General features: G+C 68.5%; 14 protein-coding genes, 1 pseudogene and 1 riboswitch. Of the genes and pseudogenes, 7 read left to right on the top strand and 8 right to left on the bottom strand.

Going from position 1 to position 14,378, the window contains the following annotated elements:
* Positions 1 to 7: 7 nt before the first annotated feature.
* Genes FQ137_RS06410 through FQ137_RS06400 form a run of 3 tightly spaced genes read right to left on the bottom strand, consistent with a single transcriptional unit; the run spans position 8 to position 3,321 of the window.
* Entirely contained in the window at positions 8 to 1,438 is a 1,431-nt protein-coding gene (locus FQ137_RS06410; RefSeq protein WP_149291654.1) for an aldehyde dehydrogenase family protein, read from the bottom strand.
* Positions 1,439 to 1,453: 15 nt separating this feature from the next.
* Positions 1,454 to 2,386 carry an ABC transporter ATP-binding protein gene (locus tag FQ137_RS06405; RefSeq protein WP_149291653.1) on the bottom strand — a complete coding sequence of 311 codons (933 nt, stop codon included), beginning with the start codon at positions 2,384 to 2,386 and terminating at the stop codon, positions 1,454 to 1,456.
* On the bottom strand, positions 2,386 to 3,321 hold the full coding sequence (locus FQ137_RS06400) for an ABC transporter substrate-binding protein (RefSeq protein ID WP_188064812.1): 936 nt from the start codon (positions 3,319 to 3,321) through the stop codon (positions 2,386 to 2,388). Before FQ137_RS06400 ends, FQ137_RS06405 begins: the two co-directional genes overlap by 1 nt.
* Positions 3,322 to 3,384: 63 nt before the next feature.
* Here FQ137_RS06400 and FQ137_RS06395 point away from each other — a divergent pair, with 63 nt between their 5' ends.
* The 6 genes and pseudogenes from FQ137_RS06395 to FQ137_RS06370 all read left to right on the top strand — a co-directional run.
* A complete protein-coding gene (locus FQ137_RS06395; RefSeq protein ID WP_255583702.1) occupies positions 3,385 to 4,476 on the top strand; it encodes an iron ABC transporter permease in 1,092 nt (363 codons plus the stop codon).
* On the top strand, positions 4,473 to 5,531 hold the full coding sequence (locus FQ137_RS06390) for an iron chelate uptake ABC transporter family permease subunit (RefSeq protein ID WP_149291652.1): 1,059 nt from the start codon (positions 4,473 to 4,475) through the stop codon (positions 5,529 to 5,531). The genes FQ137_RS06395 and FQ137_RS06390 overlap by 4 nt, the downstream gene beginning before the upstream one ends.
* Positions 5,524 to 6,399: a siderophore-interacting protein gene (locus FQ137_RS06385; protein ID WP_149291651.1), complete on the top strand. Its 876-nt coding sequence runs from the start codon at positions 5,524 to 5,526 to the stop codon at positions 6,397 to 6,399. Before FQ137_RS06390 ends, FQ137_RS06385 begins: the two co-directional genes overlap by 8 nt.
* 539 nt (positions 6,400 to 6,938) lie before the next feature.
* Entirely contained in the window at positions 6,939 to 7,700 is a 762-nt protein-coding gene (locus FQ137_RS06380; RefSeq protein ID WP_149291650.1) for an alpha/beta fold hydrolase, read from the top strand.
* Positions 7,701 to 7,707: 7 nt separating this feature from the next.
* Entirely contained in the window at positions 7,708 to 8,487 is a 780-nt protein-coding gene (locus FQ137_RS06375) for an acetoacetate decarboxylase family protein (RefSeq protein WP_149291649.1), read from the top strand.
* A 137-nt stretch (positions 8,488 to 8,624) separates the two neighbouring features.
* A pseudogene (locus FQ137_RS06370) lies at positions 8,625 to 8,819 on the top strand (IS110 family transposase); the annotation flags it as partial.
* A gap of 147 nt (positions 8,820 to 8,966) precedes the next feature.
* On the opposite strand, the gene FQ137_RS06365 reads toward FQ137_RS06370, so the two are convergent.
* Complete coding sequence (locus tag FQ137_RS06365; protein WP_149291648.1) at positions 8,967 to 9,191, bottom strand: hypothetical protein; 225 nt, start codon at positions 9,189 to 9,191, stop codon at positions 8,967 to 8,969.
* Positions 9,192 to 9,318: 127 nt separating this feature from the next.
* Positions 9,319 to 9,666 (bottom strand): heme-binding protein, encoded by a 348-nt coding sequence (locus tag FQ137_RS06360; protein WP_255584113.1) that lies wholly within the window; start codon positions 9,664 to 9,666, stop codon positions 9,319 to 9,321.
* 478 nt (positions 9,667 to 10,144) lie between these two features.
* On the opposite strand from FQ137_RS06360, the gene FQ137_RS06355 reads away from it, so the two are divergent.
* The gene (locus tag FQ137_RS06355; RefSeq protein ID WP_149291646.1) at positions 10,145 to 11,188 is read left to right on the top strand and encodes an alcohol dehydrogenase catalytic domain-containing protein; all 1,044 of its coding nucleotides are present in this window, start codon (positions 10,145 to 10,147) and stop codon (positions 11,186 to 11,188) included.
* Positions 11,189 to 11,293: 105 nt separating this feature from the next.
* Here the strand turns inward: FQ137_RS06355 and FQ137_RS06350 are convergent, their stop codons facing one another.
* The 3 genes from FQ137_RS06350 to FQ137_RS06340 form a co-directional block, all read right to left on the bottom strand.
* Positions 11,294 to 11,797 (bottom strand): OsmC family protein, encoded by a 504-nt coding sequence (locus FQ137_RS06350; RefSeq protein ID WP_149291645.1) that lies wholly within the window; start codon positions 11,795 to 11,797, stop codon positions 11,294 to 11,296.
* 337 nt (positions 11,798 to 12,134) lie between these two features.
* A riboswitch (SAM riboswitch) is annotated at positions 12,135 to 12,229 on the bottom strand.
* Positions 12,230 to 12,302: 73 nt separating this feature from the next.
* Positions 12,303 to 13,307, bottom strand: coding sequence for a hypothetical protein (locus FQ137_RS06345; protein ID WP_149291644.1), 1,005 nt, complete (start codon positions 13,305 to 13,307; stop codon positions 12,303 to 12,305).
* Positions 13,308 to 13,451: 144 nt separating this feature from the next.
* Positions 13,452 to 14,036, bottom strand: coding sequence for a hypothetical protein (locus FQ137_RS06340; protein ID WP_149291643.1), 585 nt, complete (start codon positions 14,034 to 14,036; stop codon positions 13,452 to 13,454).
* Between the last annotated feature and the right edge of the window lie 342 nt (positions 14,037 to 14,378).

Genomic DNA, 14,378 nt, shown 5'->3' with positions numbered 1-14,378 from the left:
GGGGCGGTCAGGGCGTGATCTGCGCGGCCATCATCGCGGTGAAGTGCTCGCCGTAGGGCGGGAGCATGCCCCACTCCCCTCTCGGGTCGGCGTCGGGCGCGTGGAAGACGGTGCGGGCATGGGAGAACTCGAGGAACCCTTCTCGACCGTTGTAGTGGCCCATGCCGGAGTTGCCGAGGCCGCCGAAGGGGGCGTCGTTCATGCCGGGGTGCATCATCACGTTGTTGACCGTGACGCCTCCCGAGCGGGTGCGGGCCAGGACGTCCTCGCGCTCGTCGTCGTCGTGACCGAAGTAGTACAGGGCCAGCGGGGTGGGGCCGGCGGCGATCTCGGCCACCACCTCGTCGATCGTGTCGTAGGGCTGGACGACCATGGCGGCGCCGAAGATCTCCTCAGCGCGGATGGCGGCGTCGGCCGGCGGGTCCACGACGATCCGCAGGGGGCGTCGCCGACCGTCGGTGGACGGGTCCTCGGCCGGCGCGGTCACGACGCGGGCGCCGCGCTCGGCGGCGTCGCGGACGTAACCGTCCACCCGCTTGAGGTGCCGGTCGTTGACGGCCGCAATCACGTCGGCGTTCTCGCCGGCGGCGGGGTACAGCGCACTGAAGGCCTCGGACATGGCGTCGGCGAAGGCGTCGCAGTGTTCGCGCGGCACGTAGACCGTGTCCGGGCTGACGCAGATCTGGCCGCCGTTGGTGCCTTTGGCCACCGCGATCTTGGTGGCGGCGTCGGTGATGTCCGCCGTGCGGCCGAGGATGACGGGCGATTTGCCGCCCAGTTCGAGGGTGACGGGCACGAGGTTGCGGGCGGCGTTGGCCATCACGGCTCGGCCCACGGGGGCGCTACCGGTGACGACGATGTGGTCGAACGGCAGCAGCGTGAGCTCCTCCGCGACCTCGGGACCGCCGGTGACCACGGAGACGACCTCCGGGTCGAGTTCGGCCGCGGCCAGGCGCTGGAGAAGCTCGGCGGTGCGGGAGGTGATCTCCGACGGCTTGAGCACGGCGCGGTTGCCGGCGGCGAGCACCCCGGCCAGCGGTGCGAACAGGGTGAACAGCGGGGCGTTCCAGGTGCCCAGGATCGCCACCGACCCCTTGGGCTCGTAGCGGACCTCGGCGCGGGCGCCCATCTGGTCGTACGGCGCGTAGGCGGGGCGCTCGTCGCGCTGCATCCAGGTCTCGAGGTTGTCGCGGGAGTGCTTGAGGGGACCGAGCGAGCCCAGGATGTCGGTCATGAGCGAGTAGCCGCGGTGGCGGCCGCCGAAGTCTGCGTCGAGAGCGTCCGCGAATTCGTCATGATGGCGGACGAGCAGGTCGATCACGGCCTGGATGCGACTCCGGCGCTCGTCGGCGGAGGGAGGGGCGACGGCGGACTGGGCGGCCTGTTGGCGCTGCAGCAGGTCAGCGGCGGAAGTGTGCACGTCATCAACGAGGGACATTTACGGAGACTAGCATCACATTTTGACGGGTGTCTGGCACTTGTGCGAGCCCGCGATCGGGTCCGCAGTGTAGCCCCGGCCACGCCGATCGAGCGGAACTACGGTGGGCGTGCCCGTGACCGGGTCGGCTGCGATCAGGCACGAGAGGCCGAAGACCTGCTCGACCAGGTCCGCGGTGAGGACGTCGGCCGGGGCGCCGGTGGCCACCACGTGGCCGTCCTTCATCACGACCAGGTGTGTGGCGTAGCGGGCGGCCTGGTTGAGGTCGTGGAGCACGGCGATCACCGCGCGTCCGGTCTCGTGTTGGTCGCGGAGCAGGTCCAGCACGTCGTACTGGTGCGCGATGTCGAGGTAGGTGGTGGGCTCGTCCAGCAGGAGGATAGGCGTCTCCTGGGCGAGGAGCATGGCGATCCACACGCGTTGGCGCTGGCCGCCGGAGAGTTCGTCGACGAACCGGGTGGCCAGGTCGCTCACGCCGGTGGAGTCCATGGCGGCGGTCACGGCGGTGTCGTCGGCGCGGCTCCACTGGCGTAGCGGGCTGTGGTGCGGGTATCGGCCACGGGCCACGAGGTCGTCGACCCGGATCCCCTCCGGGGTGACGGCTCCCTGCGGGAGGAGGCCGATCCGGCGGGCGATCTCCTTGGTTCGGAGTCGATGCAGGTCGCGGCCGTCGAGGAGGATCCGTCCCTCGACGGGGGCGATCACGCGGGCCAGCGCCTTGAGCAGGGTCGACTTGCCGCAGGCGTTGGGGCCGACGATCACCGTGAACGCGTCGGTGGGCAGTTCCAGGTCGAGGTCGGTGGCAACGACGCGACGCTCGTACGCGAGCTGCGCCCCCTCGACCGCGAGACCGCGGCTACGGCCGTGTCCGTGCCCGTGCCCGTGCCCGTGACCGCGCTCGAGCTGGGCGCCGGCGCGGGAATCACGGTCGAGGGAAGTGGGGCGCATCAGCCCAGGATCTCCTGGACGTCGTCGAGGATCTCGCCGGCGCCGAGGACGCCGATGCCGACCATCCAGGTCTCGTCCTCGACCTCGTGGACTTGGTCGGCCTTCACGGCGGGCAGGTCGCCCCATAGTCCGGTCACGGTCGCCATGGTCGTGGCCGTGGGGTCGCCGCCGGGGTTGGTGAAGAACACGATGTCGCCGGTGATCTGCTCGTACAGCTCCGGGGAGAGCTCGGCCATGGAGTACTCGTTCCACTCGCGCTCGCCCAGGTCGAAGCCCATCTGGGACAGGATCGAGCCGGAGAACGTCTCGGGGCCGTAGAGGCGGAAGTTGTCCGGGCGGAACCGGACGATCGACAGGGTGGTGCCCTCGGCGCCCACCTCGGTGCCCACCTCGGCGATGCGGGTGTCGAGATCGGCGATGAGCTGCTCCATCTCGTCGTCTTCGCCGATGGCCGCGGCGGTGATCCGCGCCTGCTCCTGCCAGTCGGTGCCGGAATTCTCGGAGTACACGGTGGGGGCAATGCCGGAGAGCTCGTCGTAGATTGCCTCGTGGCGGACCTTGGCGCCGATGATGAGGTCCGGTGCCAGGGCGGCGATCGCGTCGATGTCGGGTTCGGAGGTCAGGCCCACGATCTCGGCGTCCACGTCCCCGAGATACGGCGGGGCGCCGGATCCGGCTCCGGACTCGGTGATGCCGACGGGTGTGTGGCCCAGGGCGACGAGGGCGTCGAGGTGCGGGGAGTCGAGGACGACGACCCTCTCGGGCGTCCCGTCGATCACGGTCTCGCCCATCGCGTGGGTGACGGTGTAAGCGTCGTCGCCGGTGGCCTCGGCGGTATCGCCGCTGCCGGAGCACGCGGACAGGGCCAGGGCGGAGGCGACGGTCACGGCGATCAGGGTGGGCACCGAGCGGCGCCGTCGGAGGATTCTGGTCATGAATGTAGATACAACCACACAGGCAAGGCTCACCTAACAATGAGTCTCGTCTAGGGTTTCACCGTGGCCCCACGACCTCTCCCCGACTCCGGCGCCGCCGCACGTCCCGCGGCGCCCGGCACAGAGCCTGCGCCCCCGAGCATGCGGCCGCCCCACCGCGGTGCCGGGTTGGTCCCCGGGCTGATCGTGACGGTCCTGGCCCTGGCGGCCGCCGTCGTGTCCAGCCTCGCGATCGGCGCCCGCCCGATCCCGCCCGCCGAGGTGGTGAGTGCGCTGCTCGGCCAGGGCACGCAGAGCGTGGTGGGGATCGTCGGCGAGCTGCGGGCCAACCGGACCGTGCTCGGGCTGGTGTGCGGTGCGGCGCTCGGCGCGTCGGGGGCACTCATGCAGGCCGTGACCCGCAATCCGATCGCCGACCCGGGGATCCTCGGCGTCAATGCCGGCGCAGCGCTCGGCGTGGTCGCCGGAGCGACGCTCACCGGGGGCCTCGGCCTGGCCTCCACGGTGTGGTTCGCGCTGGCTGGCGCGGGTGTGGCGTCCGCGATCATCCTGCTGCTCAGCACCTCGGCGCTGGCGGCGTCCTCCCCCGTTCGGCTTACACTCGCCGGCGTCGCGCTGGCGGCGGTGCTCTCCGGTCTCAGCCAGACGTTCGTCGTGCTGGATGAGACCGTCCTCCAGGCGTACAGCTTCTGGCAGGTCGGCTCGCTCACCGCGCGGTCGATCGACGAGGTCACCGGCGTGATCCCGCTCGTCGTCGTTGGCGCGGTGATCGCCCTGCTCCTCCTGCGCGGCCTGGACGCGCTCGCCCTGGGCGACGACTCGGCGGTGGCGCTGGGCGTGCGGCCCGGGTGGGTACGGGTGTGGTCGCTCGTCGCCGTCGCGCTGCTCGCCGGGACCGCCACAGCGCTGGCCGGGCCCATCAGCTTCGTAGGCCTGGTGGTGCCCCACCTCGTCCGCGGTCTCGTCGGCCCGAGCCTGATCCGGGTGGTGCCGCTGTCCATTGTGGTGGCCCCGGCGTTGTTGCTGGTGGCCGACGTGGTCGGCCGGGTGATCGCGGGCGGGTCGGAGACCCCCGCGGGCGTGGTGATGGCGTTCATCGGTGCGCCGATGCTGGTGGCGTACCTCGCCGCGGGCCGACGGGTGGGTGTCGCATGACGACGACCACACCGCACACCGGGCAGGCCCTGCCGACCGGCGAGCTCCTCCTCACCGCCGGCGGCTTCTCGGTCCGGCTGCACCTGCGAACGGCGTGGGTGACCGCAGCCCTCGCCGTCGTCGTCGTGGTCCTCGTGGCCGCCTCGCTGGTGGTCGGCGAGTTCACCATCCCGATCCCCGACGCGGTCGCGACCCTGCTCGGCGACGCACCCGATCGCACCACCAACTTCTTCATCCATGAACGCCGCCTGCCCCGGGCGCTGGTCGCGGTGGCGGTCGGTGCGGCGCTGGCGACCTCGGGCGCGCTGTTCTGCGCGCTCACCCGCAACCCGCTGGCCAGCCCGGACATCATCGGTATCACCCAGGGCGCCTCGGCGGGCGGGGCGACGGTGATCCTCGTGCTGGGCGGCGGGATCGCACAGGTCGCCACGGGAGCGCTCGTCGGCGCGGCCCTCACCGCCGGGTTCATCCTGGCCCTGACGTGGTGGCGAGGGCTCAGCGGCGCCCGCCTGGTCCTGCTCGGTGTGGCCCTGGGTGCCCTGGCGATGGCGTATGTGGCGCACCTGCTTTCCCGAGGGTTCGTGGCCAGCGCGGTCACCGCGCAGGTCTGGTTGACGGGCTCGCTGCAGGGCTGCGGCTGGTCCGAGCTCTGGCCGCTGGCGTGGGTGCTGCTCGTGGCGTCGGTGGTCATCGCGAGTCGGTCACGTGCCATGCGCGCGCTCGCGCTGGGTGACGACGTCGCGGTGGCTCTGGGCGTGCGACTGCGGAGCACGCGCCTGGTTCTGTTGGCGGCGGCCACGGTGCTTGCCGGGGCGGCGGTGGCGACGGCCGGGCCGATCTCGTTCGTGGCGCTGGTGGCTCCGCACCTGTCACGACTGCTCACCCGCAGCGATCGGGTCCTCCCGGCGACGCTGCTGGGCGGGGTGCTGCTCTTGGCCTCGGATCTGGTGGCCCAGCACGCGTTCGCCCTACCGCTCCCGGTGGGCGTCGTGACGGTAGTGCTCGGCGGGCTGTTCTTCCTGGGTCTGCTGTGGCGGGAGGGCCGTCGTGTCTGACCAGACGGCCCGGCGCCCGCGCAACCCCCACCGGGCGGAGAGCTGGCAGCCGACCGCACTGCGCCGGGTCCGGGTCCGCGCGGTCGAGCCCCTCGCTCCCGAGCTGGTGCGCGTCACGCTCGAGGGCGACGAGCTCGGGGAGTTCGCCGCCACCAGCTCCGCAGACACCACCGCCACCGCAGCGGCCGGCGACCCCGGCCTCGTGCCCGCCGTGCGCAGCCCGGCCTTCGACGACGTCGTGGTCTTCTGCCTGCCTGATCCCGCCACGGGCGAGGTCACGCTCCCCGTTCCCGCGCCGGGCGGCGGGCTGGGTCACCCGCCGGGAGGCGCTGCACTGGTGCGCGAGTACACCGTGCGGTCCCTGCGAGACGGCGCGCTGTGCGTGGATCTGGTCCGCCATGCCTCGGGCGCGGGAGCGCACTGGCTCGAGGCGGTCCGGCCTGGTGATGAACTGACGATCGTCGGCCCGCGCGTGAGCCGCGCCCTTCCCGCGGTGGAGTGCATGCTCGCCGTCGGGGACGCCACTGCCCTGCCCGCGCTGGCCCGGCTGATCGAGGAGCGGCCGCCATCGCTGCCCCTCGACGTGCTGGCCGCGGTGCCCGACCCCTCCGCACTACCCTGCACTGTCCTACCCGCGGTCTCCCCCGCCGACGCCGACCGCGTGCGGGTTCGCGTGGTGGCGGCGGCACCCGGCTCGGCGGACGAGCTCATCGCCGCGCTGGCCGCGGCCGAACTCCCCACCGGGTTTGCGTGGGTGGCCGGCGAGTCCGGGATGGTAGCGGCCGTCCGCCGTCATCTCCTCGCTCGCGGCCAGGAGCCCGATCGCGTCCAGTTCACTGGTTACTGGCGCCTCGGCGGGCCGCTGTAGGTCCTGAACAGCTCGCCCTGTTCACTTCGGGATGGGGCGACGACGACGAGGTGCGCCCAGCCCGCACCGGCCCGCTGCGTCGGGTTCTGCACCGCGCGCTCGGCCTCCCGGGCAATCTGCAATCCAGGATCGACTCATCGGCAAGCAGCGGGTGTGTGAGGTGTTTATGGCAGCTTCGGCACTCGACCGCCGTGGGCGAAGGACTAGAGCCCGCGGCCGACCAACGCCCGTCGTGAGTGGGTCGCAACTAACGGCATGTTCCGCTCGGCGATCGCCTCGGCTCGTGCTGCCAGTGTGGCGAATTGCGACTACGTCGGCCCTTCCGCCGGTGGGGCAGCGCCAAGACGCACGCCAGAGAAAGGGGCTGACCACAGACAGCCTCCGAGGCCAGTCGACGACTTGTCGAGCTGACGGATTCCCAACCTTTCGCGCACGCAAGACTCAAGATTGCCAATTCCGCCAATGTACTGTGATGAAAATCATATAGTCGTGCCACCGCACCGCCCGAGCGATCGCTCGGCCCGACCTAAGGAGAAGGTATGGCGGAAGCACCTGCACTTCGAACGGAAGGCTCCGGCGTAGCACGAGTACTCGTCCTGCATGGGTGGGCGCTGGATAGCTCGGTATGGGCAGCGACCCAGCTCGAGACAAATCTCGATGAGTTCACCTACGCGTACTACGACTTTCCGGGCTATGGGCCGGGCGAGACAACCGGCCGCCACTCTGCTGAGGGTATCGACGGGATGGCCAGAGGCGCGCTCTCTGCGGCCGACGCGCTGGGGTGGGATTCGTTCGCACTTCTTGGTCATTCGATGGGTGGCGGAACCGCTCTTCGCGTTGCGACGATGGAGCCCGACCGCGTCTCAGCTGTCGTGGCGCTGACACCGGTATCCCCCTTCGGAACACCGTTTGACGAGGCCACTTACGCAGGGTTCCAGTCGGCTTATGCTGACCCTGCGCCCACCCTCGGTGGTCTAGCGCCCCACCTGAGCCCGGCTCAGCTCCAGAACATCGCCTCACGGTCCCAACTACTCCTGAACAAAGAGGTCTGGGATGCCTACTTGGCCAACTGGAGCAGCGCCGCTTTCGGCTCCGAGTTGGCGAACTTCCAAGGACCCGTGACCCTCGCATACGGCGACAGCGACTCGTTCGTGACGAAGGACTACCTGGCCGAGACGGCATCCGCATTGCCCAACGCGAACCTGGTGGCTATTCGAGATGCAGGCCACTATCCGATGATCGAGCAACCCATTCAAACTGTGCGCCTTTGGGAAGACGCCCTTTCCAGCAAGGAGAAGTGATAGCGACATGAGCAGAGTTCCGTACCGCGGGATGCCCCCGACCATTTGGGCTCCCGAAACCCCGCAGCTCATCCGTGAGGCCCGCATGGTCATCGTCGGTTACGAGGCCGACCGAGCTGCCCTGGAGGATATTCTGCCGCCGGGCTTGGTCCCCCACGCCAACAACACCGTTCAGATGAACATGTACGAGATCGAACCCGATCAGAGCAGCGGCTTCGGCGCTTTCTCGCTGACCTACTTGACGGTCGAGATAGAGGGGCACGACAGCTTGGCGGCTGACGGGAACATGGCGATTCCGGGGCGCTACTTTGCGTACTACTGGAACAGCTCGCCGCGTGTTATTTCGTACGCTCGGGAAGGCGCCGGGATCCCAGCCATGCCTGGAGTGCGCTCCACGACTAGCGATGGCAACAAGTTGACCTCGACTCTAAGCGTCGACGGCAGCCCGGTAATTGAAGTCCAGGCGGACGTCACAGACACTCACGTGGGCAACCTCGGGGGCCATCTCAACTACTACTCTCACCGCCAGATTCCCGAACCGTTCGGCGGGTATGCGGCCCTGAGTCAACTCATTGAGCTGCCGCTGCCGTTCACTGTCAAACTGTTTGACGCTTCGGTCGATGACATCCGGTTCACGTTCCCCGATGGGCATCCTGCCGCGAGGTTGGCGCCTACGAGTCCCCTGAACGTCACTTCACTCCTATACGGCGATGTGACCTTCACCTACTCTATGGGACGCGTGATACACGACTACTTAGAGGATCCAGAGCCAGGCGAGCGTCTGTAAGTCAGGACGTCCGAGCGCTGCTGGGGGCCACATCGTCGCGATTCCCAGCAGCGTACTTTTCGCGCGCACTTCAAGAAGTACCCATCTGTAGCCCAGATCTCCGCAGTTGAGCGGCCTGCCGTGAGGTGGCGGACCGCAGCGCCTGGATCACCAGTACCTGCCACGAACCATCACGCCGCTACTACCAGCGCAAACGCGACGAGGGAAAGAAGCGCAACTCCGCCGTCATGTGCCTGGCACGACGTCGAAGCAACGTCATCTACGCCACGCCGACCAACCGCAAATTTTACCGCGAGCCCGCGTCACCACAACAGATGCCGGCCGCAGCTTGAGCTAGCGACGAACTGGGGCCAAGCCGTGAACAATCCCCATAGGGACACCCCCGTCCCGGGAACGAGATCTCTGATGCGGCGGTCTCTTTGCCGTACCCGCTGTCCAGGGTCACCTCGGCCGTCCAAGGCCCCTCCGAGTACGCGCCGCTATTGGGCACCTCGATGATCGGCTCGCCACTGGATCCGGGGGGGAATGGTCTTTCCGCCGGATTCCACGGCGGGCACCGAGTGCCCACCGGGCCCCTCGGCGAGATAGAGAGTCCCGGATACTTCGACTGCTCTGGCACCGGTGTTCTCCAGAATCGCTTCTATCGCGGCGGTGCCGTCGTCCAGCCGGATCGTGGACGTGCGACCAAATAGGGCGGTCGTCACACACGCTGGATTGACGGTTGTTTCGCAACTTCTCCGGAGTCAGCCGTCCACGACGGGCACAGGCTCCATCCGCGTGCGAACGGTGGGCGGCATCGCCGAGCGATATATCAGCCCATGCGTGACGCGGTCAGTCGCCGTCGAGCCACACCACGTCCTGCACGCCCTCGTTGCGCCGCAGGAACCACGGAGTGAAGTGCGGTTCGAACCGGGCGTACCTGGGCGGCCCCGTGACGACCAGCCCGGCCCGGTCGATACCGACCTCGAGGTCGGCCAGGTGACCTCGAAAGGCCGACTCGCTCCACCGTCCCGAGTAGCGCACCGCTGCCGCGACACGGTCGGGCACCTGCCTGACCCGCACCCGAGAATCGGCGGGCACCGCCGCGGTCGCGGCGGTCAGGGAGGCGGGCAAGACAAAAGCGACGCCGTGCTCGTCGCCGTCAGCCTCGGTCTGGGCCACCGGTGCGGTCATGGAGATCTTCTCGGAGCCGGGTCCTGACTGGGGCCCCGAACCGCGTGCCTGCGGTTATTGATCGACGACGACGAGGTCGACGCTGCCTGCGGGCCGGCGGTGTCGATGGGGTGCGGAACTGGCGGCCAGCGGCCCTGCGGGGAGGTTGACGGTTCTCAGGGCGTGATCTGCGCGCGGACCAGCAGGTCGATCACAGACTGGATGCGGTTCCGGCGATCTTCTGCGGGTACAGGCGCGGTGGCCGGTATCGCGGCGTGTTGGGTCTCGAGGATGTGGGAGGCGGTCGAGCAACCGGGGCAGCGAGGGGCATGGGGCGGAGACTGACATTACAGTTTTGACATGCGTCGGGTTCGCGCGAATTCGCCCGACGCCGCGCTGATCTGCGCTGACGCCCTGACCTCTGAGGTTTCGGTCGCCTTGACCGCGATGGGACACTTGTGACGGGCGCCACTCCTCCGCGGGCCCGGGATCTAGGAGCGCAGCCATGAGAGCAGTTGTCTTCGAGGGCTACAAGACGTTTCCCGTCCTCACGGACGTGGACAAGCCCAGCCCCGGACCCGGCGAGGTCCTGCTCAAGGTAGCTGGCTCGGGCGCCTGCCATTCCGACGTGGGCCTGTTCCACGACTTCCCCGCCGACCCCACGGGATTCCTCACCCCGCCGTTCACTCTGGGACATGAGGTCTCGGGCTGGATCGAGGAGGTGGGCCCCGGCGTCTCCGGCTTCACGCCGGGCGAGGCGTTTCTGGTCTACGGTCCGATCGGCTGCGGGCGCTGCAAGCCCTGCTCGCGGGGCCAGGACACGTATTGTCAGAACGTGGCCTCGGTCGGCTACATGGCCACCGGGCTGGGCCGGGACGGCGGCATGGCCGAGTACATGACCACCTATGCCCGCAACCTCATTCCCCTGGGTGACGCCGACCCCATCGCCGCCGCCCCGCTCGCCGACGCAGGCCTCACCCCGTATCACGCGATCAAGCGGGCACTGCCCCACCTGACCGCGCCGGGGGCGACAGCCCTGTGTATCGGCCTGGGCGGGCTCGGCCTGGTCGGGGTGCAGATCATCCGCGCCCTGACCGGCGCCACCGTCTACGCGACTGACACCAAACCCGACGCGATCGCCTCCGCCGAGGCCGACGGCGCGATCGGCATTCCCAGCAAGGGCGCCGCCGAGACGATCACCGAACTCACCGGCGGTCAGGGGGTCAACGCGGTGTTCGACTTCGTCGGCGCCGCCACGACCCTCGAACTCGCCGCCGCCAGCGTAGCCCAGCAGGGTTCGCTCACGGTGGTGGGCCTAGCCGGCGGCGACTTTGCCTGGAACGCCTTTAGACTGCCCTATGAGGTCAACTTCTCCTCTACCTATTGGGGCACCATCGAGGACCTGCATGAGGTGGTGGAGCTGTACCGGGCCGGCAAGATCTCCCCCGCTGTCTCCGTCTACCCCCTCGGTCAGGCGCTGGACGTCTACCAGAATCTCGTCGACGGTGCGGTCAGCGGCCGGGCTGTGATCGCCCCCCACGGGACGTGAGTAACGATGCCAACGACGACGAGGGCACGACCCGCCGGGGCTGTCGCGGTGGTGGTGTAACGGACGCCCGAGGTCCGCACCCGCCGTGCCGGCCCGGTCAGCCGGTCAGCTCGCGGCGACGTCCACTGCCACGTGCACGGGCACCCCGGCGACGAGAGTGTCGCCGACCGGGCAGTGCTTCTCGACTGTGGCGATCAGCTCGTCGTAGCGCGACTGCTCTTCCGGGCCGGTGATCCGGATCGTCGCGGTGATCGTCTGGAAGCCTGCGCGCACGCTGGGGTCCAGGCCGAAGAATCCGCGCAGGTCGATGTCCCCGGCCAGGTCGATCTCGACGCTGTCCAGCGCGAGGCCCAACTTCTGGGCCCACACCTGATAGGTGATCACCTGGCACGAGCCGAGCGCCGCGAGCAGGTGTTCTACCGGGTTGGCTCCGGCGTCGTTCCCGCCCAGGTCGGCGGGCTCGTCGATCACGAACTCGTGCTCGCGGGCGTCGATGCGCACCTGGGTCGCGGTGCCCGTCACGAGGGCCGCGCGGGTGTGCACGCGCAGGGCGTGCTGCCCGGCGGCCTGGTCAGCGGCGGTGGTCGTGGTGGTGTCGGTGATGGTCATGATAGAAGCTCTCGTTTCGCTCAGGGAGGGTGCGCGGTCGGCGGGAGCCACCCCGGACGGGAGAAGAACACGACGGCGGATCCGATCCCCGCCCGCACACTGGCGAGTCCGCGCCCGGACATGATCGGTCGCGGTCGAGCGGGTGGGGCGCCTGCGGTACGCAGGCCACAAGGAAGGATCCGGGCGGAACGTGTCGACTACCCGTCCGCGGCGGGCCGGTGGGTCACCGGCCGATGAGCATTCGCCCTCTGGCCGCGGTCACGCGGCACAGGTCGATGTGCACGCGCGTCGTCACCAGCGCGATGCTCGGTTCACCTTGAAGCACGGAACTTTCACTCACCCATCGTTCCTGGCGGGAGCACCCTCACCCGCTCGCGCGGGGGGTTGCTGCAGTGTCGTCGAACCAGGTTTCTCGACTGCTCTGGATAGCTGGTGATGGCCACCCTAGACGACATCGGCCCCCGCGGGGAAGCCGGTCCCGCCGTCGGCGCGGGAGTGCTCCCCTCTAAGCAGCGTCCGCCGCCGATGTGGAGCTCCGCCTCCGCCACAGTGCGAGTAGCGCGACCAGGAGCGCGGCACCGACCCCGAGGGCTATCCATGCCGCTGCCGAGAGCCCACCCTTGACAGGAACCGGCTCCCCCTCCCCCTGGTCCGGGAATGAGATCTCTGCGGCGGCGGTTTCTTTGCCGTACCCGCTGTCCAGCGTCACCGAGGCCGACCAGGGGCCTGCCGGGAACTCGCCGCTGTTGGGGACTTCGATGATCAGCTCCCCTCTGGAGTCGGCGGGAATTGTCTTTCCGCCGGATTCAACGGCGGGCACGGAAAGCCCACCGGGCCCATCGGTGAGATCGAGGGTCCCGGATACCTCGACTGCTCTGGCACCGCTATTCTCCAGAACCGCTTTGACCGCGGCTGTTCCGTCGCCCAGCCGGATCGGCAGTAGAGAGTCGATCGAGAAGCTCGGTCGCGGTCCGTCCCCCGTGCCCACGGACAGGTACATGCGGATGCCAACACGACTGACGGCCTGCACGGCGTCGGGGTTGTTCTCATCCACCTTCGTGGACATCCAGATCAGCGCGTACTGCTCAATCTCGGGCGCGTCGGCGGGGACGTCGACTGAGACTGTCACCACCTCTTCCTGGCCTGGGTCGAGAGTGACCTCTGTCTTGTCGAGTGAAGTCCATGTGGTCAGCGCATTCGTGGCCCCTCGCGGCTCTGCCTGGTATCCCTCGTCATTGACGTGGGCGGCTCCGACATAGAGGTCGAAAGTGGTGCGTTCGGCCATCGTGCTGGAGACGACGATCTGGCGCTCCAAGCGTTTTCCTGGTGGAACATTGTCGATGATGTAAGTCGCGGCCCGGGGATTGTCGGCAAGATTCACCGGCACTTCGCCGATCCGGATGCCGAAACCGCCGGAATCCTCCTGCGCCTGCGCCACCCCGCTGGATACAAGGATGGCTAGTACCACGGCCACCAGTAGTGCCGTGATCGCTGACAGTGCGCGACTCATCTTCAGGTCCCTCGGATTTGGTTGAGCAGGAATAACGTGGCCCGCAGAGTCCTGCGGTGCCGCGTCCTCCGCGTGAAGTGATCGCAGTGGCCGCTCGCGCCCCTGGGAGGGAGCGGCCACTGCGTCCTAATAATTCAGCCGGGTTCAGTACAACGACTGCGTCAGAGTGGCCGAGTACTCCCCGGCCTGAACGTCAACGACGGTCGTGTCCCCCTCGGTCACTGTCGGTAGCGTCACCCGGAGGTTCGGCGTGTAGGTGGTGGAGACGTCAGGGAGGGTGATCCCGGTGCGGTTGAGCAGAACGACCTGCTCGCTCATGTTCGTAGCCTCATCCCAGCTACCCACTGATGTGGTCGTCCCGTTGATGCCGGTAACCGCAGTGAGCCACATCCGGACGTTTTCGTTGCCGATGGTTGCGCCGCCGTCGGTGACGAAGTCGGTGATGTCCGCCCGCAGTGCGTAGGACCTGGGGTTGCCAGCTCGGTCATCTCGAATGCTCGGGGCAAACATCGCGCTGTTCGCCGCGTTGCCACCGAAATCGACGAACAAGCTGGTGGACGCCTCCGGAGCGACCGAAAAACGCAGTGAGCCAGCAGAGTTCGCTCTGACGGTCAGATTGACCGTGGTGTCTGCGGTATCCGCAGCGGGTTGCGCATTGGCGGCTGCCGCTGGCGCAACTAGACCGAACGCCGCCATAATCGCGCACGCGCGGATGATCCTTTTGTTCATTGCACTTCCTCAGGTACTTGCAGAGATGAGACAGGCGTCGCCCCGTGCTGGTACACGGGGAACCGGGGCTCGGCCGATCGGGATGGACACACGACCAGATGAGGCGGTCGTCACAAACTGTAAATGGACGGTTGTTTATCCCGCAACTCGCCTCGCGCCGAACGGACGCAGAACTGCCTGCACCCGGACGCGCGCCGAATGTTGCCGTGGCCACGACTCGCCCGCATTAACTCACTCCACGCTCAGGCAGGGCGGATTCCATGCCGGGTCGAGGCGCACCACGACCCGCCCGACGACGACGAGGCCCGCTCCTGACGCGGATCGACCCGCATCCACCGGGCG

This window comes from Dietzia sp. ANT_WB102, assembly GCF_008369165.1.
Taxonomy (GTDB): Bacteria; Actinomycetota; Actinomycetes; order Mycobacteriales; family Mycobacteriaceae; genus Dietzia.
This window is presented reverse-complemented; position numbering and strand designations above follow the sequence as displayed.